This window comes from Pseudomonas sivasensis (genome assembly GCF_052938085.1).
The window spans coordinates 4,786,456-4,812,088 of record NZ_CP176442.1; the positions used below are offsets into that span (position 1 = coordinate 4,786,456).

Sequence of the window (25,633 nt, forward strand, 5' to 3'; positions counted from 1 at the left end):
GCCCCGCTAGCAAATCAAGGAGGCAGTCTAGCGGCTGTGCACACTTGATATGGAAATGGTATCAGCCTTCAGATGAAGCATTACCGCCAGGGGTCACGTCCCCAACACGCTTTTCCAGCTGTTTGAGACGTCGAGCCATGTCGTCGAGCTGCCTCAAACGTGCTGCACTCTTGCGCCATTCAGCCGCTGGCTGCATGGCGGTACCGGATGAATAGGCCCCAGGCTCGGTAATCGAGTGAGTGACCATGGTCATTCCGGTGATAAAAACGTTGTCGCAAATATCAATATGCCCCACCAGACCGACGCCACCGGCGAGCATGCAATGCTTGCCGATTTTGGTGCTGCCGGAAATCCCCACGCATGCGGCCATGGCGGTGTGATCACCAATCTGTACGTTGTGAGCAATCTGGATCTGGTTGTCGAGCTTCACACCGTTGCCGATCACGGTATCGGCCAAGGCCCCGCGATCGACAGCTGTATTAACACCAATTTCCACGTCGTCGCCGATCAAAACGCCGCCGACCTGGGCAATCTTGTTCCAGATACCTTTGGAGTTGGCAAAGCCAAAGCCTTCCCCTCCGATCACCGCACCTGACTGGATAACCACCCGCTCACCGATACGCACATCGTGGTAAAGGGTCACGCGAGGCGCCAGCCAACCATTGGCACCGATTTCACAACGCGCACCAATAAAGCAATGCGCACCAACAGTTACACCGGCCGCAATGCGCGCACCACTCTCGATCACCGCAAAAGCGCCAATGCTCGCCGCAGGATCAACGCGGGCATCATCGGCGATCACCGCCGACGGGTGAATGCCGCTGGCTGCTTTGGGTTTTGGATCAAATAGGTGCGAAACCTGCGCATAGGCCAGATACGGGTCAGCTACCACCAGCGCATCCCCGGCAAACCCTTCGGCGTCAGCTGCCTTGAGCAATACGGCTGCGGCTTGGCTATCGACGAGGTATTTACGGTATTGAGGGTTTGCGAGGAAGCTCAACTGAGATGGGCCAGCCTCCTGCAAGGTGGCTAGCCCAGTAATTTCCTTCTCCTGGGAGCCACGCAAGGTGGCCCCCAGGAACTCGGCCAACTCGCCGAGCTTGATAGTCGCGGTCATGGCTTACTTCAGCTGGTTCATGCGCTCGATCACCTGGCGGGTGATGTCGTATTGAGGTTTGACGTCAATTACTGCGCCACGCTCGAACACCAAGTCAAAGGCACCTTTCTTGATGACTTCTTCCACAGCGCTGTCGAGTTTCGGCTTGAGCTGCTTGAGCATTTCACGGTCGGCAACAGCCTTGGCTTCGTTCAGCTCCTTGGATTGGAACTGATAGTCACGGGCCTTTTGCTTGAACTCAAGCTCCAGACGCTCGCGCTCGCCTTGCTGCATTTTGTCCCCACCCGCTACCAGACGATCCTGGATGCCCTTGGCGCTGCTTTCCAGCGTCTTAAGCTTGGTCAGTTGCGGACCGAATTTCTTCTCGGCATCCACGGCGTATTTTTTGGCCGCATCGGATTCCAGCAATGCCATCTGATAGTTCAGAACGGCGATTTTCATTTCGGCGAAGGCCGGGGTGGTCACCAGCACGGTGGCCAGCAGAACCAATTGAGTCAACTTACGCACGATGTACTCCTACAGAATCCGTTGTCGTTATCTTGGGTCAGACGCTTAGAACGTCTGGCCGAGGGAGAATTGGAAAATCTGGGTTTCAGCGTTATCCGGTTTCTTGATCGGCATGGCCAGAGCAAAGCTCAACGGACCAAGCGCAGTCACCCAGGTAACACCTACACCCACGGAGCTCGCCAGGTTGGTCAGGCTCACGTCGTTGCACTGAGTGTTGGATTTAACACCGCTCGGGTTTCTAATCTGCTCGCACTTGGAGTCGAACACGTTACCCACGTCCCAGAACACGGACGTACGCAGCGAACGCTGATCCTTGACGAATGGCAGCGGGAACAGAATCTCCGCGCCGCCCTGGATCAACACGTTACCACCGAACGGCAGTGGGTCGTTGTCGGAGTCAGCCACAGTGCCTTGGTTACCGGTTACGCCAGCACCTCGGCTCGGAGTACCACGAGGACCCAAGGTGCTGTCTTTGAAGCCACGTACGGAGTTGAAGCCACCCGCATAGTAGTTCTCATAGAACGGCAAACCATTGGTCGAACCATAACCGTCGCCATACCCCAGCTCAGTGTGCAGGCGCATGGTGTAGTTGTCGCTCAGCGGCTGGAACAACTGACCACGGTAGTCGAGCTTGAAGAACGACAGGTCGCTGCCCGGCGTAGTGGTTTCCAGAGTCAGGCTCTGGGAATGGCCCCGGGTTGCCAGTACACCTTTGTTCAGGGTCGACTCGGACCAGCCAGCAGACGCCTTGAAGTTCAGGAACTTGTCACCTTCACGACGAGTGAAGTCGAAGATTTCGTCCACGGTGTAGACACCGGTCTTGATCTCATCCTGCTGCGCGGTCAGGCCGAAGGTCAAACGCGAGGTTTCGCTGATCGGATAACCGACGTTGACACCCGCGCCAAGGCTGTCGATTGCATAGCTTGCAACGTCAACATCGAGGTCTTTGTAGTCGGTGGTGCGGTAGAAGGCGTTGTAGCCCAAGCTCACACCGTCAGCAGTCCAGTAGGGGTCGGTATAACCAAAGTTGTATCGGCTCTGGTATTCGCTTCGAGTCAGGCCGATAGACACACGGTTACCGGTACCGAGGAAGTTGTTCTGGGTGATGGAACCACCGAGGATCAGACCTGCGCTTTGTGCAAAGCCGACGCTGGCAGTGATAGAACCCGATGCTTGCTCTTCTACTGCGTAGTTAACGTCAACCTGGTCATCCACGCCCGGTACAGCCGGGGTTTCAACGTTGACTTCCTTGAAGAAACCCAGGCGCTCAAGACGGGTCTTGGATTGGTCGATCAAGTACGTCGACGCCCAGCCACCTTCCATCTGACGCATTTCACGGCGCAGCACTTCATCCGCAGACTTGGTGTTGCCACGGAAATTGATACGGTTCACGTAGGCACGCTTACCTGGGTCGACCACAAAGGTAATGTCCACTGTGTGATCATCATCGTGCGGGGTCGGTACGCCGTTGACGTTGGCGAAGGTATAGCCTTCGTTACCCAGACGACGGGTGATCAGTTCGGACGTGGTGGTCATCAGCTTACGCGAGAACACCTGGTCTTTCTGCACCAGCAGCAGGGACTTGACCTGGTCTTCAGGCACTTTCAAGTCGCCGCTCAGCTTGACGTCACGAACCTTGTACTTCTCGCCTTCGTTGACGTTAACGGTGATATAGACGTGCTTCTTGTCCGGGGTGATGGACACCTGGGTCGACGCGATATCCATATTGATATAGCCACGGTCCAGGTAGTACGAACGCAGACGCTCCAGGTCACCGGAGAGTTTTTCACGGGCGTACTTGTCGTCGTTCTTGAAGAACGACAGCCAGTTGGTGGTCTTGAGCTCGAAGAGGTCGATCAGGTCGTCATCAGCAAACTTGGTGTTACCCACCACGTTGATGTGCTGAATGGCCGCCACGGTGCCTTCGTTGATGTTGACCTTGAGGCCGACACGGTTACGAGGCTGCGGGACCACTTCCGTCTCCACGGTCGCCGAGTAGCGGCCCTGGGCAACGTACTGACGCTGCAGTTCGTTACGCACACCTTCAAGAGTGGCGCGCTGGAAGATCTCGCCCTCGGCCAGGCCGGACTGCTTGAGGCCCTTCATCAGGTCTTCAGTAGAGATCGCCTTGTTACCTTCGATCTCGATACTGGCGACAGAAGGTCGCTCGACGACGGTAATGACCAAGACGTTACCTTCGCGCCCCAGTTGGATGTCTTGAAAGAAACCGGTTTTGAACAGCGCACGAGTGGATTCCACCAGGCGACGATCATCAGCCTGTTCACCGACGTTCAACGGTAATGCACCAAAGACGCTACCCGCGGAAACCCGCTGGAGGCCGTTGACGCGAATATCGGAGATGGTGAAGGACTCGGCGTGAACTTCGGCGATCATCAATACGGTGAGAACCGCAGTTAGCAGCAGACGTTTCATGAAGTCCTTTCTTATTCCAACTGGCAATAAACAAACTGCCGCAAAATGCGGCAGATTCGCAATTCAGCGAAGCGTTACAGTCGACCCAGATCGTTGACCAAGGCTAATAACATCACCCCGACAACCAAACTGATACCGATCTGTATCCCCCAACCCTGCACTCGATCCGACAAGGGGCGACCACGCACCCACTCGACCAGATAAAACAACAGATGCCCCCCATCCAGTACAGGAATGGGCAGCAAATTCAGAACACCCAGGCTAATACTCAGATAAGCCAGGAAATTCAGGAAATCCGCGACACCCGACTGGGCAGAAGCGCCCGCCACTTTAGCAATGGTTATCGGTCCACTCAAGTTTTTTACCGAGAGCTCGCCGAACAACATTTTCTTGAGGGATTCCAGGGTCAGTACGCTCATGGTCCAGGTGCGTTTTGCACCCTCGCCAATCGCCGCCAACGGCCCGAAGCTGACCTCACGCACCATTGATGGCGGCCACTCCGGACTCTTGACGCCAGCACCCAGGTACCCCCCGGCAGCCTTGGCTTCGCCACGCACCGCCAGAGTAACGGGGACGTCGATTTGAGCACCGTCGCGCTCAATTTTCAGCACAATTTTGGTATCAGGGCGTACACGAACCAGATCGACCACTTGCTGCCATTCACCCAGCGCCTGACCATCGAGGGCCAACAGACGATCGCCGGTTTTCAGACCTGCAGCCTGGGCTGGCCCCTTCGGATCCAGCTCGGCAAGGACCGGCGGCAGTGCCGGACGCCACGGACGAATACCCAAGGACTTGATCGGGTCAGGCTCATCAGCGCCTTTGAGCCAATGATCCAAGGCCAACGACCGCGGGATTTCGGCGCTGGAGTCCTGCTCACGCACCACAACATTAACAGTGCCGCTTTCACCCAAGCGACGCACCAACTGCAAATTGACCGCCCCCCAACCCGTGGTCGGTTCGCCATCAATAGACACAATTTCCTGGCCAGCGACCAGGCCAGCCTTGGCAGCGATACTGTCCGCCTCAACGGCGCCGATAACTGGACGCACCTGCTGGCTGCCCAGCATGGCCAACACCCAGAAGAACAGCATCGCCAGCAGGAAGTTGGCGATCGGACCAGCGGCAACGATAGCGATACGCTGACGAACGGTCTTGCGATTAAAGGATTGGTCCAACTGATCAGCCGGCACTTCGCCTTCGCGCTCATCGAGCATCTTGACGTAGCCACCCAACGGGATGGCCGCAATCACAAACTCGGTGCCACGACGGTCGTGCCAGCGAACCAGCGGCATGCCGAAACCGACGGAAAAACGCAGTACCTTGACGCCACAACGACGCGCCACCCAGAAGTGGCCGAATTCGTGGAAGGTGACCAGCACACCCAGAGCAACCAGGGTGCCGACAATCATGTAAAGCGCACTCATCTAATTTCTCCGCAATCCAATCCAGTACCCGAAGGCTCAAGCGCGCCCACAGACTAACGCGTGTTGCGGCTCAACCATTGCTCGGCCAAGGTCCGCGCCTTGGTATCTGCCTCAAATACCGCCCCGAGGTCATTTACAGCCACCACAGGCTCAAGACTCAAAACGTCCTCGATAATACTCGCGATCTGCGGAAAGCGGATGCGCCGTTCGAGAAACGCCGCCACGGCCACCTCATTGGCCGCATTGAGCATCGCTGGCGCACTGTTACCCGCCTCCGCCGCCTGCCGCGCCAAGCGCAGACAAGGAAAGCGCTGTTCGTCCGGCGCTTCAAAATCCAGGCGAGCAACTGCAAACAGGTCGAGTGGCGCCACGCCGGAATCAATCCGCTCCGGCCACGCCAGGGCATTAGCGATCGGCGTACGCATATCGGGATTGCCCAATTGGGCCAAGACTGAACCATCCACGTAGTCGACCAAGGAATGAATCACGCTTTGCGGGTGAATAACCACCTCGACCTGATCCGGCCGCGCATCGAACAACCAGCAGGCCTCGATCAATTCCAGGCCCTTGTTCATCATGCTTGCCGAATCCACGGAGATTTTGCGGCCCATGGACCAGTTCGGATGGGCGCATGCTTGATCCGGAGACACATGCTCCAGCTCTACCAACGGAGTTTGCCGGAAAGGCCCACCGGAAGCGGTCAGCAGAATCCGACGAACGCCTACCTGACTCAAGCCACGAGCATAGTCTCCGGGCATGCACTGAAAGATTGCGTTGTGCTCACTGTCTAACGGCAACAGCACCGCACCGCTTTTACGCACCGCCTGCATAAAGAGCGCGCCAGACATCACCAGCGCTTCTTTATTGGCCAGCAGGATTTTTTTGCCCGCGTCGACGGCAGCCAAGGTTGGGCGTAAGCCGGCGGCACCGACAATAGCGGCGACTACAGTGTCCACCCCGGCATCGGCCGAGACCTGACACAATCCCGACTCGCCTACCAGCACCTGCGTGGCAAGTCCGGCAGCCCGCAGGTCATCCTGCAGGCCCTGCGCTGCCGCTGCTTCAGGCACCACAGCAAAGCGAGGCGCATGACGCACACACAGCGCCAGCAGCTCGCTCAGACGGGTGAATCCCGTCAGGGCAAACACTTGATAGCGATCAGGGTGACGAGCGATCACATCGAGGGTGCTCAACCCTACCGAGCCGGTTGCGCCCAACACGGTTACTTGCTGCAGACGGCTCACGAAGCAGTCATCCACAACAGCACGGCAAAGATCGGAATAGCAGCGGTAAGGCTATCAATACGGTCCAGCACCCCACCGTGCCCTGGCAGCAGATTACTGCTGTCCTTGACCCCGGCCTGGCGCTTAAACATGCTTTCAGTGAGGTCGCCCACGACCGAGATGAACACGACGATAGCCGTACCCAGAAGAGCCAGGAAGATGTCCGTTACTGACCAATCCCGCACCACACCGACCACCAAAGTGATCAGCAGGGTCAATGCCAGGCCGCCGTAAACCCCTTCCCAACTCTTGCCCGGACTGACTGCCGGTGCCAGCTTGCGCTTACCGAATGCCCGTCCCGAGAAGTAGGCGCCGATATCTGCGCCCCACACCAGCACCATCACCGCCATGATCAGCCAATTGCCCATCGGCGAGTTCTTGATCTCCACTAACCCTTGCCACGCTGGCAACAGAATCAATAAGCCAATCACCAACTTGCTGGCAACACTGGACCAATGACCACTGCTGCGCGGAAACGTCAACACCAGATAGGTCGCAAGCGCCCACCACAGCACCGCAGCACCCAGCACCCAAGGCACGATGATGCTCGACAGGGTGTGCATCAGAAACAGTAACACCGCTACGACAGCGGCATACACCAAGCGCGGCAATTGCGCGTTGAAACCTGCCAATCGTGCCCATTCCCAGGCGCCCAAGGTTACGACCAGCCCGATAAATAGGGCAAAACCGGACCCATCGAGCAGGAAAAACCCACATAAGGCGATCGGCAACAGGATGAGCGCTGTGATGATTCGTTGTTTAAGCATTTAAACCCGGGCTCCAGCTTCGACCTGCTCACTCGTTTTACCGAAGCGACGCTGGCGGGAAGCGAAATCGGCCAGCGCAGTACGCATGGCATCGTGTTTGAAGTCCGGCCAGAACAGGTCGGAGAAGTACAGCTCGGTGTAGGCCAACTGCCACAGCAGGAAATTGCTGATGCGATGTTCACCGCCGGTACGGATGCACAAGTCAGGCAATGGCAGATCACCGGTCACCAGGCAGGTTTGCAACAGTTCAGGCGTGATGTCGTCCGGTCGAAGATGACCGGCTTGCACTTCGCGAGCCAGCCGCTGTGCAGCCTGGGCGATATCCCACTGGCCGCCGTAATTGGCTGCGATCTGTAGCACAAAACGGTTGGCGCCAGCCGTGATGGCCTCCGCCTCGCGCATGGCCGCCTGCAGCTCCGGGTGGAATCGCGAGCGATCACCGATGATGCGCAGACTGATATTGTTGTCATTAAGGCGCTTCGCCTCACGACGCAACGCCTTGAAGAACAGATCCATCAAGGCGCTGACTTCTTCGGCGGGCCGCTGCCAGTTCTCACTGGAGAAGGCGAACAAGGTCAACACCTCGACCTTGGCCTCGGCACACACCTCAATCACAGCCCGCACCGCATCGACACCCGCTTTATGCCCGGCGACACCCGGCATAAAGCGTTTCTTCGCCCAGCGATTATTCCCATCCATGATGATCGCGACATGGCGCGGCACCAAAGAGGGTACAGTCTGCTTGGTCTTTTCCATGAAGGCGTCCTGACCCTTATACGGCCATCAGGTCCTTTTCTTTTTCTTCCGTGGCCTTGGTGATCTGGGCCTCGGCATCTTTGGTCAGCTTGTCGATATCAGCGACGGCACGACGCTCTTCGTCTTCGCTGATCTCCTTGTCCTTAACCAGTTTCTTCAGGTCACCCAGGGCATCACGACGGATGTTGCGCACAGCAACGCGTGCATCTTCAGCCGCGCTACGTGCCTGCTTGGTGAAGCCCTTGCGGGTTTCTTCGGTCAAGGCAGGCATGGAGATCAGCAGCAGTTCGCCCAGGTTGGTCGGATTGAGGTTCAAGCCGGCGCTCTGAATCGCCTTGTCGACCGCAGCGAGCATGTTGCGCTCGAAAGCCACGACTTGCAGGGTGCGCGAATCTTTAACGGTAACGTTTGCCACGCCGCTCAGCGGAGTGTCAGCGCCGTAGTAAGGCACCATCACGCTGCCCAGAATACTCGGGTGCGCCTTGCCAGTACGAATCTGGCCGAATGCATGGCTCAAAGATTCCAGGGATTTCTGCATACGCGCTTGGGCGTCTTTCTTGATTTCATTGATCATTGTTGGCCTTCCTCGATCAGAGTCCCTTCCGCGCCGCCGTGTACGATATTCAGCAGGGCGCCGGGCTTGTTCATATTAAATACGCGCAGCGGCATCTTGTGGTCGCGGCACAGGCAAATAGCCGTCAGGTCCATGACACCCAGCTTGCGATCCAGCACTTCATCGTAGGTCAGATGATCGAACTTCTCGGCATGCGGGTCTTTGAATGGGTCTGCGGTGTACACACCGTCTACCTTGGTTGCCTTCAAAACCACGTCAGCGTCGATTTCGATGGCACGCAGGCACGCCGCCGAATCAGTGGTAAAGAATGGGTTACCGGTACCAGCGGCGAAGATCACCACTTCTTTTGAGTTCAAATGGCGCATGGCTTTGCGACGATCATAGTGATCGGTCACACCCACCATGGAAATAGCCGACATCACGATAGCCGAGATATTGGCACGCTCCAGGGCATCACGCATCGCCAGGGCGTTCATCACAGTGGCCAGCATGCCCATGTGGTCGCCAGTGACCCGATCCATACCGGCCGCACTCAGCGCCGCGCCACGGAACAGGTTACCGCCGCCGATCACCAAGCCGACTTGCACGCCGATGCCAACCAGTTGGCCGACTTCCAGCGCCATGCGGTCGAGCACCTTGGGATCGATCCCGAACTCTTCCGAGCCCATCAGGGCCTCGCCGCTGAGCTTGAGTAGAATGCGTTTATAGCGAGCCTGATAACCACTGCCCTGCTGAGCCATTGCGAATCTCTCCTGCGGCGTATTTTTTAAAAATTCTTGGCGAGCCGTTTACGGCTTGCGTTCACTCTAGCTGGACGCTCTCACAGCGCCATCGGAACACGGCTTTGTAAGCCAGTTCCGAGGGTAAGCCAAATTAATTCGGCCTGCCCATTTGAAAAGAGGCTGCGCGCGTGAGCGGGCAGCCTCTTTCGGGCGACAGTTGAAAACTGTCTTATTGCTTGGCGGCAGCCAGCTGGGCAGCAACTTCTTCAGCGAAGTTGTCGACCGGCTTCTCGATACCGTCGCCTACTTTGAAGTAAGTGAAGGAAACGATTTCAGCACCGGCTTTCTTAGCCAGTTCGCCAACCTTGATTTCAGGGTTCTTAACGAACGCCTGCTCAACCAGGCTTGCTTCGGCCAGGAACTTGCTGATACGGCCTTTGACCATATTTTCAACAATGTTTTCTGGCTTGCCTTTGATTTTTTCTTCGTTCAGCTGCAGGAACACAGCTTTTTCGCGCTCGATTGCTTCGGCAGAAACTTCCGAAGGCAGCAGGAACTCTGGGTTGCTGGCCGCTACGTGCATAGCGATGTCTTTAGCCAGCTCAACGTTGCCGCCCTTCAGGACGACTGCAACACCGATCTTGTTGCCGTGCAGGTAACCACCAACAACGTCACCTTCAACGCGTACCAGGCGACGGATGTTGACGTTTTCGCCAACTTTGCCGACCAGTACCAGGCGTGCAGCTTCTTGCGCCTCGATCAGCGGAGCGACGTCAGTCAGTTTGTCGTCGAACGCTTTATCAACGCTGGCAGCAACAAATGCCTTGAAGTCGTCTTGCAGAGCCAGGAAGTCGGTCTGCGAGTTCACTTCCAGCAGAACAGCAGATTTGCCGTCTTCTTTCAGAGCGATAGCGCCTTCAGCAGCCACGTTGCCTGCTTTCTTGGCAGCCTTGATTGCGCCGGAAGCACGCATGTCATCAATTGCTTTTTCGATGTCGCCGTCAGCCTTTTCCAGGGCTTTCTTGCAATCCATCATGCCTTCGCCGGTACGCTCACGCAGTTCTTTAACCAACGCTGCAGTAATTGCTGCCATTTTCAAATTCCTCTTGGATAGGTTTTCAACCATTCCACCCGATCGAACGGGGGATCAATTCTTCCCGAACCACCCTTGTAGGCCGCTGCACGTTACAGATGATGTAGCTGCGCTGCGCACAAATGGTTTTCGAGGGGGCAAAAAGGGGGCCAAGCCCCCTTTTTGCTTACTGAGTCAACGCCAGGGCGTCAATTACTCAGCTGCGGCTACCGGAGCTTCTTCAACGAACTGCTCGGTACCACCAGCAACGTGGTTGCGACCACGGATTACAGCGTCAGCCATCGAACCCATGTACAGCTGGATAGCGCGGATTGCGTCATCGTTGCCTGGGATGATGTAGTCAACGCCTTCCGGGCTGCTGTTGGTATCGACTACGCCGATAACAGGGATGCCCAGCTTGTTGGCTTCGGTGATCGCGATGCGCTCGTGATCAACGTCGATAACGAACAGTGCGTCAGGCAGACCGCCCATGTCCTTGATACCACCCAGGGAACGATCGAGCTTTTCCAGGTCACGGGAGCGCATCAGCGCTTCTTTCTTGGTCAGCTTGGCGAAAGTACCGTCTTCGGCTTGCACTTCAAGGTCACGCAGACGCTTGATGGAAGCACGGATGGTTTTGAAGTTGGTCAGCATGCCGCCCAACCAGCGGTGATCGACGTACGGCGAACCGCAACGTGCTGCTTCTTCAGCAACGATCTTGCCAGCGGAACGCTTGGTGCCGACGAACAGAATCTTGTTTTTGCCCTGGGCCAGACGCTCTACGAAAGTCAGAGCTTCGTTGAACATTGGCAGGGTTTTTTCAAGGTTGATGATGTGGATCTTGTTACGCGCGCCGAAAATGTATTTACCCATTTTCGGGTTCCAGTAACGGGTCTGGTGACCGAAGTGCACACCGGCCTTCAGCATATCGCGCATATTGACTTGGGACATGATAGTTCCTTAATAAGTCGGGTTTGGCCTCCACGTATCCCAATGACCAACCAGCGGCATCAAGGCCTCCGGCACCCAGGTCATCGTGTCGACACGTGTGTGGATTTAAGCTCTTCGGGGCATCCCCGGAAAGCGGCGCATTTTATACCACACGAAGGGCGAAAACGAAACCCGCAATCACATTTGGCGTGCGCGGCTTATGCGCAACCCTTTGAATAGAGCGGATATAGCCCCACCTTATAGAGAGAAGCGATCGTCAGGGGCTCATGATTTGCCGCCCGCGTCTGTTAGAATCGCGTTTTTTGGGGCTTTTGCGAATTCTGTAACCTTTTGTCGCGCGCCCGTAAACCGTATTGATTTCAGCGCTTCGCGCTAGAGAGAGCCTGTATGACCGTTAGTTTGAAAACCGCCGAAGACATTGCCGGCATGCGCATTGCCGGCAAACTGGCTGCCGACGTGCTGGAAATGATTGCCGAGCACGTCAAGCCGGGCGTCACCACGGACACCCTCAACCAGATCTGCCATGACTATATCGTCAATGTGCAGGGTGCCATTCCTGCGCCGTTGAATTACAAAGGCTTCCCCAAGTCAATCTGCACGTCGATCAACCATGTGGTCTGCCACGGTATTCCGTGCGACAAACCCCTGAAGGACGGCGACACCCTGAACATCGACGTCACCGTGATCAAGGATCGCTACTTCGGCGATACCAGCCGCATGTTCCACGTCGGCACCGTGCCGGTCTGGGCCGAACGCCTGTCCCAAGTCACCCAGGAATGCATGTACAAGGCGATCGAAATCGTCAAACCCGGCTGCCGCCTAGGCGATATCGGTGAAGTGATCCAGAAGCACGCTGAAAAGAACGGCTTCTCGGTGGTACGTGATTTCTGCGGCCACGGCATCGGCACCGTGTTCCATGAAGAGCCACAGATCCTGCACTACGGCCGCGCCGGCACCGGCATGGAGCTCAAGGCAGGCATGACCTTTACCATCGAGCCGATGATCAACCAGGGCAAAGCCGACACCAAGGTGCTGGGCGACGGCTGGACCGCCATTACCAAGGACCGCAAGCTTTCGGCGCAGTGGGAACACACCCTACTGGTCACCGAAACCGGCTACGAGATCTTCACACTGCGCGCCGACGATACGATCCCACGCGTTTCAGCCTGAAGGTTGTCCAGGTTTTCCCAAAGCGTGTTGTGACTGACTGATAGATAGAAAGGAAAGCCGATCGATGCCCCAGGTGGATCCCGAACTCTTCGACCGTGGCCAGTTCCAGGCCGAACTGGCCCTGAAGGCAAGCCCCATCGCCGCCTTCAAGAAGGCGATCCGCCAGGCCCGCGAAGTGCTCGACGAGCGCTTTCGTAGCGGCCGCGACATCCGCCGGCTGATCGAGGACCGTGCCTGGTTCGTCGACAACATCCTTCAAAAGGCCTGGGAACAGTTCAACTGGAGCGAAGACGCCGACATCGCCCTAGTGGCCGTTGGCGGCTATGGCCGTGGCGAACTCCACCCCTACTCCGATATTGATCTGCTGATCCTGCTGGACAGTGCCGATCACGAGATCTTTCGCGATTCCATCGAGCGTTTTCTGACACTGCTGTGGGACATTGGCCTGGAAGTCGGCCAGAGCGTGCGCTCGGTGGACGAGTGCGCCCAAGAGGCCCGCGCCGACCTCACCGTCATTACCAACCTGATGGAAAGCCGAACCATCGCCGGCCCAGAGCGCTTGCGCCAGCGGATGCTGGAAGTCACCAGCACCGCGCATATGTGGCCGAGCAAGGACTTCTTCCTGGCCAAACGCGCCGAGCAGAAAGCCCGGCACCACAAGTACAACGACACCGAATACAACCTGGAGCCCAACGTCAAAGGCTCGCCCGGCGGGTTGCGCGACATTCAGACGATTTTGTGGGTCGCCCGTCGCCAGTACGGCACGCTTAACCTGCGCGCCCTGGCCGGCGAAGGTTTTTTGGTAGAGAGCGAAAACGCCCTGCTGGCCTCGTCCCAGGAATTCATCTGGAAAGTGCGCTACGCCCTGCACATGCTCGCCGGGCGCTCCGAAGACCGCCTGCTGTTCGATCACCAGCGCTCCATCGCCACGCTGCTGGGCTTTGAAGGCGAGGACGCGAAGACCAGCATCGAAAGCTTCATGCAGCAGTACTATCGGGTGGTGATGAGCATCGCCCAGCTCAGCGACCTGATCATCCAGCACTTCGAAGAAGTAATCCTGGCCCCCGAGGATGAGGCGCCGCCGCAGCCGATCAATGCGCGTTTCCAACTGCACGACGGCTATATTGAGGCGCGCAACGACAACGTGTTCCGCCGCACCCCATTCGCCATGCTGGAAATCTTCGTATTGATGGCCCAGCAGCCGGAAATCAAAGGCGTGCGCGCGGATACTATCCGCCTGCTGCGGGAAAACCGTCACTTGATCGACGATGATTTTCGCAACGACATCCGCAACACCAGCCTGTTTATCGAGCTGTTCAAGTGCAAGATTGGTATCCACCGCAACCTGCGCCGCATGAACCGCTACGGCATCCTGGGGCGCTACCTTCCGGAGTTCGGCTTTATCGTCGGGCAGATGCAGCACGACCTGTTCCATATTTATACGGTGGATGCGCACACCCTTAATCTGATCAAGCACCTGCGTAAGTTGCAGTACACCCAGGTGTCAGAGAAATTCCCGCTGGCCAGTAAGCTTATGGCCAAGCTGCCCAAGCCGGAGCTGATCTACCTGGCCGGCCTGTACCACGACATCGGCAAGGGCCGGCATGGCGACCATTCGGAAGTCGGCGCGGTCGACGCCGCAGCCTTCTGTCAGCGCCACCAGTTGCCGCAATGGGATAGCCGCCTGATCGTCTGGCTGGTACAGAACCACCTCGTGATGTCGACCACCGCACAGCGCAAGGACTTGTCCGACCCGCAGGTGATCCACGATTTCGCGCAAACTATCGGCGATGAAACCCGCCTCGACTACCTCTACGTGTTGACCGTTTCCGACATCAACGCCACCAACCCGACACTGTGGAACTCGTGGCGCGCCAGTCTGTTGCGCCAACTGTACACAGAGACCAAGCGCGCCCTGCGCCGTGGTCTGGAAAACCCGGTGGACCGCGAAGAGCAGATCCGCCGCACCCAAAGCGCGGCCCTGGATATCCTGGTGCGCGGCGGCAACGATCCGGATGACGTCGAGCAACTGTGGTCGCAACTGGGTGACGATTACTTCTTGCGACACACCGCCGGCGATGTGGCCTGGCACACTGACGCGATCCTGCAGCAGCCCGCCGATGGCGGCCCGCTGGTGCTGATCAAGGAAACCACCCAGCGCGAATTCGAAGGCGGCACGCAGATCTTCATCTACGCGCCCGACCAGCACGACTTCTTTGCCGTGACGGTAGCGGCCATGGACCAGCTCAATCTGAACATCCACGATGCCCGGGTGATCACTTCCAGCAGCCAGTTCACCCTCGACACCTACATCGTGCTCGATACCGAAGGCGAGTCCATCGGCGACAACCCGACGCGGGTGAAAAAGATCCGCGAAGGCCTCACCGAAGCCCTGCGTAACCCGGACGACTATCCAACGATCATCCAGCGCCGGGTGCCGCGCCAACTGAAGCACTTTGCCTTTGCGCCCCAGGTGACCATCTCCAACGATGCGCAGCGCCCAGTGACGGTGCTGGAACTCAGCGCACCGGATCGCCCAGGCCTGCTGGCGCGGATCGGCGGGATTTTCCTGGAGTTCGACCTGTCATTACAAAATGCCAAGATTGCGACCCTGGGCGAGCGCGTGGAAGACGTGTTCTTTATTACCGACGCCGACAACCAGCCGCTGTCCGACCCGGAACTGTGCCGCCGTTTGCAGGAGGCTATCGTCCAGCAGTTGAGCGTGACCCAAGAGCCCGGTGTCGAGCTGACGCGCCTGACGTTTTGAACGGGGCTTATATGGGAGAGGGCTTACCCCCAAAAGCAGCGGATCAGAAACCTATTAGCTGACTGACACACCTTAATCGGGAGCAAGCCCCCTCCCACAGTTGGACCTGCAGCGCCCGACAGACCGCATTACCAATGAATTGAACGAGAGTCTCATGAACAACGCCCTGAACCAGTTGCAGCCCTACCCGTTCGAGAAATTGCGCGCCCTGCTGGGCAGCGTCACACCCAACCCGGACAAGCGCCCGATTGCCCTGTCCATCGGTGAACCCAAGCACAAATCGCCCACGTTCGTGGCCGAGGCACTGAGCAGCAACCTTGATCAGATGGCGGTGTACCCCACCACTCTGGGCATCCCGGCACTGCGCGAGGCCATTGGCGCCTGGTGTGAACGTCGCTTCAACGTGCCCAAGGGATGGCTTGACCCAGCGCGCAATATCCTGCCGGTCAACGGCACCCGCGAAGCACTGTTCGCCTTCACTCAGACCGTAGTCAACCGTGGCGACGATGCACTGGTGGTCAGCCCGAACCCCTTCTACCAGATCTACGAAGGCGCCGCGTTCCTTGCCGGTGCCAAGCCGCACTACCTGCCATGCCTGGATGAGAACGGCTTCAACCCGGACTTCGACGCCGTGACACCAGACATCTGGAAACGCTGCCAGATCCTGTTCCTGTGCTCCCCCGGCAACCCGACCGGCGCACTGATCCCGGTTGAGACCCTGAAAAAACTGATCGCCCTGGCCGACGAACATGACTTCGTCATCGCCGCCGACGAGTGCTACAGCGAGCTGTACTTTGACGAACAAACCCCGCCGCCGGGCTTGTTGAGCGCCTGTGTTGAACTGGGTCGTCAGGATTTCAAGCGCTGCGTGGTATTCCACAGCTTGTCCAAACGCTCCAACTTGCCGGGCCTGCGCTCTGGTTTTGTGGCCGGTGATGCCGAGATCCTCAAGGCCTTCCTGCTGTACCGCACCTACCACGGCTGCGCGATGCCGGTGCAAACCCAACTGGCGAGCATTGCCGCCTGGCAGGACGAAGCGCACGTACTGGCCAACCGTGACCTGTATCGCGAGAAATTCGAAGCCGTGCTGACCATCCTCAAGCCGGTGCTGGATGTACAAAGTCCCGACGGTGGCTTCTACCTGTGGCCAAATGTGAATGGCGACGATGCCGCGTTCTGCCGCGACCTGTTCGTTGAAGAACACGTCACCGTGGTCCCAGGTTCGTACCTGTCGCGGGAAGTGGATGGCGTCAACCCTGGGGCTGGCCGCGTACGCCTGGCGCTGGTCGCACCGCTGGCCGAGTGCGTGGAAGCGGCTGAACGGATTCGGGATTTCATTCAGCGTCGTCGGTAAGCAATCGGGTCATTTCACCTGGCCCAGATTCGCCTCACTCATATCCAGCTCTCCCAACACCTCCCTCAAGACGTCATCACCAATCTGGTGATGACGGCTCAAGCTGTACAACTCCAAACGTTGCGCGCGCAGGGCCTTGAGCCGCAGTTTTCGCTCAAGCAGGTCCATGTGCCTCGCCAGCGCCTGGGCCTCGGCGGAGTCGTTGAACACCTCCAACTGATGACGATATTCCGACATCAGCCGCGCCTTGAGCTCCGTAGCCAGCGCCGCCTGTGCGGCGTCGGAGGTTTCCGACTCTACGGGTTCTTCCGCCTCCAGTGCATGAATCGCTGCCACGGCCGTCTTTTTCCACGCCTCCCGCACTTCCTTATGACGCTTCTCATCGGGGCTCTTTTCGATACCGCGCAGCAACAGTGGCAAGGCAATGCAGGCGGCGACCAGTGATAGCAGGATCACTCCGGCCGCGATAAAGATCAGCAAATCACGCTCAGGAAAATCTTTGCCTGGCGCCAACAGCAAAGGCACCGACATCACACCCGCCAGGGTCACCGCACCGCGCACACCGCCGACCGTCAAGAGCCAACAGGATCGGGCGGTTGGCACCAACGTCAGATCACTTTTCCCTCGCAGGCGCCGCAATAACCCCGACAGCCTCCAGATGCTCTGCACCCAGATAAAACGCAGCACCACCAGCACCAGGAAAATCGCAATCACATCCAGGCAGCGGTAAAACAGGGTCGGCCATAGCGTAGCTTCATGGCTCACCACGGCTTTGATGATGTCCGGCAGTTGCAATCCCAGCAGCAGGAAGATCAAGCCATTGAAGGCAAACTCCAGCAACGACCAGACGCTGCGGTTAAGCAGCCTTGTGCTGGTCTGGCGTGGCAGCAGGTCCAGCCAGCTTTGCATCATGCCCGCCGCCACTGCCGACAAAATCCCTGAGGCGCCCAACCGTTCAGCCAATACATAAGCGGCAAACGGCAACAGCAACATAAACACCACATGAGTCGCCGGATCGTCCCAGCCCCGCGCAATCATCCATGCACGCAGGCGGCCGACCAGCCAACTCAACGCCACACCGATCGCCAGGCCACCGACGGCCACCAACACGAAGGTCAAGCTCGCATCGGCCAGGGAGAACACGCCGGTCAGTGCCGCTGCCAAGGCAAACTTGAAGGTCACAAGGCCCGACGCATCATTCATCAAGGCTTCGCCCTGGAGCATATGCATCAATGGCGTGGGCAAACGATTCTGGGAAATGGCCGACACTGCCACCGCATCCGTCGGCGACAATACGGCCGCCAGGGCGAAGGCCACCGGTAACGGGATCGTAGGCAAAATCCAGTGAATGAAGTATCCGGCGCCGACTACCGTGAACAGCACAAGGCCCACGGCCAGCGTCAGAATCGGGCCCCGCAGACGCCACAATTCGCGTTTGGGCATGCGCCAACCGTCGGAAAACAACAAAGGTGGCAAGAACAGGAACAGGAACAGTTCAGGGTCCAGCGCCACATGCAGGCCCAGCGTTGGCCAAGCCAACAAGGCTCCGGCGGCGATCTGCACCAGCGGTAACGGCAGAGGAATGACACGTCCGACCAGACGCGAAACGCTGACCAGCATCAGCAGGATAAGAACGGTGTAGGCGGTTTGCATAACGCGGGTTTCCCGGACGATCGACTTGCAACGACACACATCAGGCAACAACTGGCAGTTGAAGTGCCATATTACCCAGCTATGTTACGCGGCTATGCCACGCACTGGCTTTTGCACATAAGTCGCACAAAGCCGTGGGTCCTGCTGACGAGCGGCACCCAAACCCGCTGGTCGTGGCATAATCCCGGACCTTTCGTTTTGAGCATCCTAAAAGGGGGCAATTCCTTGACCGCTTCAAGCAAAACGTTGCACCTTTTCGGCATCAAAGCCTGCGACACCATGAAAAAAGCGCGCACCTGGCTCGATGAGCATGCTGTGAGCTATGAGTTCCACGACTACAAAACGGTCGGTATCGACCGCGAACACTTGACCCAATGGTGCAACGAGCACGGTTGGCAGGTGGTTTTGAACCGTGCGGGCACCACCTTTCGCAAACTCGAAGACGAACGCAAAGCCGATCTCGATCAGTCGAAAGCCATTGAATTGATGCTCGCGCAACCTTCGATGATCAAGCGCCCGGTGCTTGATCTCGGTGACAGAACCCTGATTGGCTTCAAGCCAGAAAGTTATTCGGCGGCCCTCAAGTAGGCCAGCCCTTCCATTTTTGTAGAGGTAATAGCATGTCCCATTCCCTGTTCAGCCTGGGCTTCGGCGTCGGCACTCAGAACCGCCAAGGTGCTTGGCTGGAAGTTTTTTACGCACAACCGCTGCTCAACCCATCGGCTGAAATCGTCGCGGCCATCGCGCCGATCCTCGGTTACTCCGAGGGTAACCAGGCGATCACCTTCACCGTGACCCAGGCCCTGCAACTGGCCGACGCGCTCAAAGGCGTCGACGCCACACAAGCCGCCCTGCTGAGCCGCCTAGCAGAAAGCCACACGCCTCTGGTCGCCACCCTGCTGGCCGAAGACGCCGCGCTGACCTCCACGCCTGAGGCCTACCTCAAGCTGCACCTGCTGTCCCACCGCCTGGTCAAGCCTCACGGCCTGAGCCTGGCTGGCGTGTTCCCGCAACTGCCGAACGTGGCCTGGACCAGCCAGGGCGCGATCGACATCAGCGAACTGGCCGAACGCCAGCTGGAAGCACGCCTGCGTGGCGAGTTACTGGAAGTGTTCTCGGTAGACAAGTTCCCGAAAATGACCGACTACGTCGTCCCGGCCGGCGTGCGTATTGCTGACGCGGCACGTATCCGCCTGGGCGCCTACGTAGGCGAAGGCACAACGGTGATGCACGAAGGTTTCGTCAACTTCAACGCTGGCACTGAAGGCCCGGGCATGATCGAAGGTCGTGTATCGGCGGGCGTATTCGTTGGCAAGGGCTCGGACCTGGGCGGCGGCTGCTCCACCATGGGCACCCTGTCGGGCGGCGGCAACATCGTGATCAAGGTCGGCGAAGGCTGCCTGATCGGCGCCAATGCCGGTATCGGTATCCCGCTGGGCGACCGCAACACCGTGGAATCGGGTCTGTACGTCACCGCCGGGACCAAGGTTGCGCTGCTGGATGAGCAGAACCAACTGGTCAAAGTGGTCAAGGCGCGCGAGCTGGCCGGCCAACCGGACCTGCTGTTCCGCCGTAACTCCGAGACCGGTGCAGTGGAGTGCAAAACCCACAAATCGGCCATCGAACTGAACGAAGCGCTGCACGCTCACAACTAAGCAGCCACTCGATGCCACTAGCGGGCCCCGACCCTGGGGCTCGCTTATACGAGTTTTGAACACCATGCTAGTGCCCTCCCCCTGGCGCGCCGACTTTCCGGCCATCGCCGCCCTGCAACGGCAAGGCCAGACCTATCTGGACAACGCCGCCACTACACAAAAACCCCAAGCTCTGTTGGATGCCATCAGCCATTACTACGCCAATGGCGCAGCCAATGTGCACCGGGCCCAGCATTTGCCGGGGGCCCATGCGACACAGGCCTTCGAGGACAGTCGCAGCAAGGTGGCGCAGTGGTTGAATGCAGGTGACACCGGGCACATCGTGTTTACCCACGGCGCGACCTCTGCGCTGAACCTCCTGGCCTACGGCCTCGAACACTTATTCAATGCGGGCGATGAGCTTGTCATCAGCGCCCTGGAACACCACGCCAACCTGCTGCCCTGGCAGCAACTGGCCAAACGTCGCGCGCTCACACTGGTGGTATTGCCACTCGGTGATGACGGCGTGATCGACCTGCAAGCCGCCGCCGAGTTGATCGGTCCGCGCACGCGCCTGCTGGCGGTGAGCCAGCTGTCCAACGTGCTTGGTGCCTGGCAACCGCTGCAAGCCTTGCTGGATTTGGCCAAGCCACACGGTGCCCTGACCGTGGTCGACGGCGCCCAGGGCATCGTCCACGGTCGTCACGACGTGCAAGCGCTGGGATGCGACTTCTACGTTTTCTCCAGCCACAAGCTCTACGGCCCAGACGGTGTCGGCGTGCTCTTTGGCCGCAACGAGGCTCTGCATCACCTGCGCCACTGGCAGTTTGGCGGTGAGATGGTGCAACAGGCGGATTACCACAGCGCCAGCTTCCGTCCAGCACCGCTGGGGTTCGAGGCAGGTACTCCGCCGATAGCCAGCGTGATTGGCTTGGGGGCAAGCCTGGATTATCTGAGCTCGCTGGATCAGCAAGCGGTAACCGCCCACGAGGCGGCCCTGCATGACTACCTGTTACGCGGCCTGAAGGCGCGCAATGGCGTGCGTGTGCTGGGTTCGCCGCAGGTGGCGCTGGTCAGCTTTGTGGTCGAGGGCGTGCATAACGCCGACCTTGCGCACCTGCTGACCGAGCAGGGCATTGCTGTACGCGCAGGCCATCATTGCGCGATGCCGCTGCTCAAGGCGATGCAGCTGTCGGGGGCGATCCGCGTTTCCCTGGCGCTGTATAACGACTCCGACGATCTCGAGCGCTTTTTTGAAGCGCTGGACCAGGCGCTGGATATGTTGCGATGAGCTTGCCGATGGATGCGGTGGCTGCGCTGGAAGCCTTCCAAGCCGTAGGAAGTTGGGAGCAACGTGCTCGCTTGCTGATGCAGTGGGGTGAGCGTCTGCCGCCTTTAGCGGATGATGAAAAGGTCGACGCCAACCTGGTACAGGGCTGCGAAAGCCTGGTGTGGTTGGTGGGGCACTTAGACCAAGGTCATTGGCAATTTGCCGCGAGCAGCGATGCGCGGATGATCCGTGGTTTGGTGGCATTGCTGCTGGCGCGGGTCAATGGGTTGTCGGCGGACGAGTTGCAGGCAGTCGACTTGCCTGACTGGTTCAATCAACTCGGGCTTTCCCGCCAACTGTCGCCGTCGCGCAGCAATGGCTTGAATGCAGTCCTGCAGCGTATGCGAACGCTAAGCCATACACAGGACTAAATGTGGGAGGGGGCTTGCCCCCGATAGCGGTGGATCAGTCAGCTTATTCAGTGGCTGACACTCTGCAACCGGGGGGCAAGCCCTCTCCCACCTTTGAACTGTGTAAAGTTCTGAGATTCAGGCGGGTTTGACACGCTCGGAAGGCCTACGCACCCCAGCCACAATCTTGTCCACCGCCTTGGTCGCCGCCACCATGCCAAAGGTCGCCGTCACCATCATCACCGCGCCAAACCCGCCCGCGCAGTCCAGCTTCACTCCATCCCCCACAAAACTTTTTTGCAGACAAATGCTGCCGTCCGGCTTGGGATAACGCAGTTGCTCGGTGGAAAACACGCACGGCACGCTGTAATGACGGGTCACGGTGCGAGAGAAGCCGTAGTCACGACGCAAGGTGGAGCGCACCTTTGAGGCCAAGGGATCGTTGAAGGTGCGGTTCAGGTCGCACACCTGGATCAGCGTCGGATCAATCTGCCCACCGGCGCCGCCGGTGGTAATGATTTGGATCTTGCGGCGTTTGCACCACGCAATCAGCGCGGCCTTGGCGTTGACGGCGTCGATACAGTCGATCACGCAATCGATGTTCGGCGTTATGTATTCGGCCATGGTGTCGCGGGTCACGAAATCCGCCACCGCGTGCACAGTGCAATCCGGGTTGATACCGCGCAGGCGCTCGGCCATCACCTCGACCTTGGGCTTGCCCACAGTGCTGTCCAGGGCGTGCAACTGCCGGTTGCTGTTGCTGACGCAGACATCGTCCAGGTCAAACAGCGAAATCTCGCCGACCCCACAACGGGCCATGGCTTCCGCCGCCCAAGAGCCCACACCGCCGACGCCGACGATCGCCACATGGGCCGCCTTCAAGCGTTCCAGGCCTTCAATGCCATACAAGCGGGCGACGCCTGCAAACCGCGGATCTTCTGTACTCATGACCATTACCCCAAAAACCGGCGCGCATTATGGACTACCGAGCGACAAGTACGAAGCAACAAGCTACAAGTAAAGAACTTAGATGGCCTTTCGCTGACTAACGTCCGGCTTTTCTCTGTCTGCTGTACGCTCGGGGAAAGGCCGGTGTAGGATGCGCGCCGTTCGGTGCAGGCCGACACCTCTTTTCGTTCCACACCCTTTGGAACCCGACATAACCATGGCATCGCGTAAATTTGGACTCAACCTGGTGATCGTGCTGGCAATTGCAGCGCTATTCACCGGCTTCTGGGCGCTGGTCAACCGCCCGGTCACTGCTCCCAACTGGCCTGAGCAAATCTCCGGTTTCTCCTACTCGCCGTTCCAGCAAGGCCAGTTCCCGCAGAAAGACCAGTACCCCACTGACGAACAGATGCGTCAGGACCTTGCGATCATGAGCAAGCTGACAGACAACATCCGCACCTACTCGGTCGACGGCACACTGGGGGATATCCCCAAGCTGGCGGAAGAGTTCGGCTTGCGCGTCACCCTGGGGATCTGGATCAGCCCAGACCTGGAGCGCAACGAACGCGAGATCCAGCGCGCTATTGAGATCGCCAACAGCTCGCGCAGTGTCGTGCGCGTGGTGGTCGGCAACGAAGCCTTGTTCCGCGAAGAAATCACCCCCGAGGCACTGATCGTGCTGCTGGACCGGGTGCGCGCCGCGGTGAAAGTACCGGTGACCACCTCCGAGCAATGGCACATCTGGGAAAAGAACCCGCAACTGGCCAAGCACGTCGACCTGATCGCCGCGCACATTTTGCCGTTCTGGGAATACATTCCGATGGACAAGGCCGGCCAATACGTACTAGATCGCGCCAGGGACCTGAAGAAATTGTTCCCGAAAAAGCCACTGCTGCTATCGGAAGTTGGCTGGCCGAGCAACGGCCGCATGCGCGGTGGCAACGAAACGTCCCCGGCAGACCAGGCGGTGTACTTGCGCACCCTGGTGAACAAGCTCAATCGCCAGGGCTACAACTACTTTGTGATTGAGGCCTTCGACCAGCCGTGGAAAGTCAGCGATGAAGGCTCGGCCGGCGCCTACTGGGGCGTTTACAACGCCGCGCGCCAGCAAAAATTCAACTTTGAAGGTCCTATTGTCGCCATCCCGCAATGGCGCGTACTGGCCATCGGCTCGGTGGTGCTTGCCCTGCTGTCCCTGACCCTGCTGATGATCGACGGCTCGGCCCTGCGCCAGCGTGGCCGGACGTTCCTGACCTTTATCGCATTCCTTTGCGGCTCGGTACTGGTGTGGATCGGCTACGACTACAGCCAGCAATACAGCACTTGGTTCAGTGTCACCGTGGGTATCCTCCTGGCACTCGGCGCCCTCGGCGTATTTATTGTGTTGCTGACCGAGGCCCACGAACTGGCGGAAGCCGTCTGGACTCACAAGCGTCGCCGTGAATTCCTGCCGGTTGAAGGGGATTCGGACTACCGCCCGAAAGTGTCGATCCACGTGCCGTGCTACAACGAGCCGCCGGAGATGGTCAAACAGACCCTCGACGCCCTGGCCGCGCTCGATTACCCGGACTACGAAGTCCTGATTATCGACAACAACACCAAAGACCCGGCTGTTTGGGAACCGGTGCGCGACTACTGCGAAACCCTCGGCCCGCGCTTCAAGTTCTTCCACGTCGCGCCCCTGGCCGGTTTCAAGGGCGGCGCGCTGAACTACTTAATCCCGCACACCGCCAAGGATGCTGAAGTGATTGCGGTGATCGACTCGGACTACTGCGTGTCGCCGAACTGGCTCAAGCACATGGTGCCGCACTTCGCCGACCCGAAAATCGCCGTGGTGCAGTCGCCGCAGGACTACCGCGACCAGAACGAAAGTACCTTCAAGAAGCTCTGCTACGCAGAATACAAAGGCTTCTTCCACATCGGCATGGTTACCCGTAACGACCGCGACGCGATCATCCAGCACGGCACCATGACCATGACCCGTCGCTCGGTGCTCGAAGAACTCGGCTGGGCCGACTGGTGCATCTGCGAAGACGCTGAACTGGGCTTGCGGGTGTTCGAGAAAGGCCTGTCGGCGGCTTATTACCACGACAGCTACGGCAAGGGCCTGATGCCCGATACCTTTATCGACTTCAAGAAACAGCGTTTCCGCTGGGCCTATGGCGCGATCCAGATCATCAAGCGTCACACCGCCAGCCTGCTGCGCGGCAAGGACACGGAGCTGACCCGTGGCCAGCGCTACCACTTCCTCGCGGGCTGGTTGCCGTGGGTGGCGGACGGTATGAACATCTTCTTCACCGTCGGCGCGTTGTTGTGGTCGGCGGCGATGATCATCGTGCCGACGCGGGTCGATCCGCCGCTGCTGATTTTCGCGATCCCGCCGTTGGCGTTGTTCGTGTTCAAGGTGGGCAAGATCGTCTTCCTGTACCGCCGTGCCGTGGGCGTGAACCTCAAGGATGCGTTCTGCGCCGCGCTGGCTGGCCTGGCGCTGTCCCACACCATCGCCAAGGCGGTGCTGTATGGCTTCTTCACCACCAGTATTCCGTTCTTTCGTACGCCGAAAAACGCGGATAACCACGGCTTCTGGGTCGCGATTTCCGAAGCCCGCGAAGAAATGTTCATCATGCTGCTGCTGTGGGGCGCTGCGCTGGGGATCTACCTGGTGCAAGGCCTGCCAAGCAATGACATACGTTTCTGGGTGGTGATGCTGCTGGTGCAATCGCTGCCGTATGTGGCGGCGTTGATTATGGCGTTCCTGTCGTCGCTGCCCAAACCGGCAGCCGCACCTGAGCCAGAGCCGTCCGCGTAAAAACTTGCG

At 58.7% G+C, this 25,633-nt stretch carries 21 protein-coding genes; 8 read left to right on the forward strand and 13 right to left on the reverse strand.

Annotation, left to right across the window (positions count from 1 at the left end; translation table 11 throughout):
* Positions 1–61: 61 nt before the first annotated feature.
* The 11 genes from lpxD to rpsB all read right to left on the reverse strand — a co-directional run bounded on the left by lpxD (position 62) and on the right by rpsB (position 11,609).
* On the reverse strand, positions 62–1,117 hold the full coding sequence (lpxD, locus tag ACKZ62_RS22085) for a UDP-3-O-(3-hydroxymyristoyl)glucosamine N-acyltransferase (protein ID WP_032891647.1): 1,056 nt from the start codon (positions 1,115–1,117) through the stop codon (positions 62–64).
* 3 nt (positions 1,118–1,120) lie between these two features.
* Positions 1,121–1,624 carry an OmpH/Skp family outer membrane protein gene (locus tag ACKZ62_RS22090; RefSeq protein WP_003172279.1) on the reverse strand — a complete coding sequence of 168 codons (504 nt, stop codon included), beginning with the start codon at positions 1,622–1,624 and terminating at the stop codon, positions 1,121–1,123.
* A 45-nt stretch (positions 1,625–1,669) separates the two neighbouring features.
* A complete protein-coding gene (gene bamA / locus ACKZ62_RS22095) occupies positions 1,670–4,057 on the reverse strand; it encodes an outer membrane protein assembly factor BamA (RefSeq protein ID WP_095184009.1) in 2,388 nt (795 codons plus the stop codon).
* A 74-nt stretch (positions 4,058–4,131) separates the two neighbouring features.
* Positions 4,132–5,484, reverse strand: a complete 1,353-nt coding sequence (rseP, locus tag ACKZ62_RS22100) for a sigma E protease regulator RseP (RefSeq protein WP_095184008.1) — start codon at positions 5,482–5,484, stop codon at positions 4,132–4,134.
* A 53-nt stretch (positions 5,485–5,537) separates the two neighbouring features.
* Complete coding sequence (gene ispC, locus ACKZ62_RS22105; RefSeq protein WP_447095830.1) at positions 5,538–6,728, reverse strand: 1-deoxy-D-xylulose-5-phosphate reductoisomerase; 1,191 nt, start codon at positions 6,726–6,728, stop codon at positions 5,538–5,540.
* Complete coding sequence (locus ACKZ62_RS22110) at positions 6,725–7,534, reverse strand: phosphatidate cytidylyltransferase (protein ID WP_032891652.1); 810 nt, start codon at positions 7,532–7,534, stop codon at positions 6,725–6,727. The genes ispC and ACKZ62_RS22110 overlap by 4 nt, the downstream gene beginning before the upstream one ends.
* Positions 7,535–8,290, reverse strand: a complete 756-nt coding sequence (gene uppS, locus ACKZ62_RS22115) for a polyprenyl diphosphate synthase (RefSeq protein ID WP_032891653.1) — start codon at positions 8,288–8,290, stop codon at positions 7,535–7,537. It lies immediately after the preceding gene.
* 16 nt (positions 8,291–8,306) lie between these two features.
* On the reverse strand, positions 8,307–8,864 hold the full coding sequence (gene frr / locus ACKZ62_RS22120) for a ribosome recycling factor (protein ID WP_016974404.1): 558 nt from the start codon (positions 8,862–8,864) through the stop codon (positions 8,307–8,309).
* Entirely contained in the window at positions 8,861–9,604 is a 744-nt protein-coding gene (pyrH, locus tag ACKZ62_RS22125; protein WP_003189161.1) for a UMP kinase, read from the reverse strand. Before pyrH ends, frr begins: the two co-directional genes overlap by 4 nt.
* 211 nt (positions 9,605–9,815) lie before the next feature.
* On the reverse strand, positions 9,816–10,679 hold the full coding sequence (gene tsf / locus ACKZ62_RS22130) for a translation elongation factor Ts (protein WP_032891654.1): 864 nt from the start codon (positions 10,677–10,679) through the stop codon (positions 9,816–9,818).
* 192 nt (positions 10,680–10,871) lie between these two features.
* Positions 10,872–11,609 carry a 30S ribosomal protein S2 gene (gene rpsB, locus ACKZ62_RS22135; RefSeq protein ID WP_003189158.1) on the reverse strand — a complete coding sequence of 246 codons (738 nt, stop codon included), beginning with the start codon at positions 11,607–11,609 and terminating at the stop codon, positions 10,872–10,874.
* A gap of 387 nt (positions 11,610–11,996) precedes the next feature.
* On the opposite strand from rpsB, the gene map reads away from it, so the two are divergent.
* The 3 genes from map (at position 11,997) to dapC (ending at position 16,900) form a co-directional block, all read left to right on the forward strand.
* Complete coding sequence (gene map, locus ACKZ62_RS22140) at positions 11,997–12,779, forward strand: type I methionyl aminopeptidase (RefSeq protein ID WP_032891656.1); 783 nt, start codon at positions 11,997–11,999, stop codon at positions 12,777–12,779.
* Positions 12,780–12,843: 64 nt separating this feature from the next.
* Positions 12,844–15,546 carry a [protein-PII] uridylyltransferase gene (locus ACKZ62_RS22145; RefSeq protein WP_447095831.1) on the forward strand — a complete coding sequence of 901 codons (2,703 nt, stop codon included), beginning with the start codon at positions 12,844–12,846 and terminating at the stop codon, positions 15,544–15,546.
* A gap of 154 nt (positions 15,547–15,700) precedes the next feature.
* Entirely contained in the window at positions 15,701–16,900 is a 1,200-nt protein-coding gene (dapC, locus tag ACKZ62_RS22150) for a succinyldiaminopimelate transaminase (protein WP_099601271.1), read from the forward strand.
* A gap of 9 nt (positions 16,901–16,909) precedes the next feature.
* On the opposite strand, the gene ACKZ62_RS22155 is transcribed toward dapC, so the two are convergent.
* Complete coding sequence (locus ACKZ62_RS22155) at positions 16,910–18,553, reverse strand: Na+/H+ antiporter (RefSeq protein ID WP_032891662.1); 1,644 nt, start codon at positions 18,551–18,553, stop codon at positions 16,910–16,912.
* A gap of 225 nt (positions 18,554–18,778) precedes the next feature.
* On the opposite strand from ACKZ62_RS22155, the gene ACKZ62_RS22160 reads away from it, so the two are divergent.
* From ACKZ62_RS22160 to ACKZ62_RS22175, 4 genes are all read left to right on the forward strand, one after another.
* Positions 18,779–19,141 carry an ArsC family reductase gene (locus tag ACKZ62_RS22160; protein ID WP_032891665.1) on the forward strand — a complete coding sequence of 121 codons (363 nt, stop codon included), beginning with the start codon at positions 18,779–18,781 and terminating at the stop codon, positions 19,139–19,141.
* 32 nt (positions 19,142–19,173) lie between these two features.
* Positions 19,174–20,208 (forward strand): 2,3,4,5-tetrahydropyridine-2,6-dicarboxylate N-succinyltransferase, encoded by a 1,035-nt coding sequence (gene dapD / locus ACKZ62_RS22165; RefSeq protein WP_032891666.1) that lies wholly within the window; start codon positions 19,174–19,176, stop codon positions 20,206–20,208.
* Between the two features lie 64 nt (positions 20,209–20,272).
* Positions 20,273–21,478 (forward strand): aminotransferase class V-fold PLP-dependent enzyme, encoded by a 1,206-nt coding sequence (locus ACKZ62_RS22170; RefSeq protein WP_122680266.1) that lies wholly within the window; start codon positions 20,273–20,275, stop codon positions 21,476–21,478.
* Positions 21,475–21,888, forward strand: a complete 414-nt coding sequence (locus ACKZ62_RS22175) for a SufE family protein (protein WP_442116866.1) — start codon at positions 21,475–21,477, stop codon at positions 21,886–21,888. The genes ACKZ62_RS22170 and ACKZ62_RS22175 overlap by 4 nt, the downstream gene beginning before the upstream one ends.
* Before the next feature lie 117 nt (positions 21,889–22,005).
* Here ACKZ62_RS22175 and tcdA read toward each other — a convergent pair whose 3' ends face one another.
* Positions 22,006–22,815, reverse strand: coding sequence for a tRNA cyclic N6-threonylcarbamoyladenosine(37) synthase TcdA (gene tcdA, locus ACKZ62_RS22180; RefSeq protein WP_065877359.1), 810 nt, complete (start codon positions 22,813–22,815; stop codon positions 22,006–22,008).
* A 217-nt stretch (positions 22,816–23,032) separates the two neighbouring features.
* Here tcdA and ACKZ62_RS22185 point away from each other — a divergent pair, with 217 nt between their 5' ends.
* Entirely contained in the window at positions 23,033–25,624 is a 2,592-nt protein-coding gene (locus ACKZ62_RS22185; RefSeq protein ID WP_447095832.1) for a glycosyltransferase, read from the forward strand.
* The last annotated feature ends 9 nt before the right edge of the window (positions 25,625–25,633 follow it).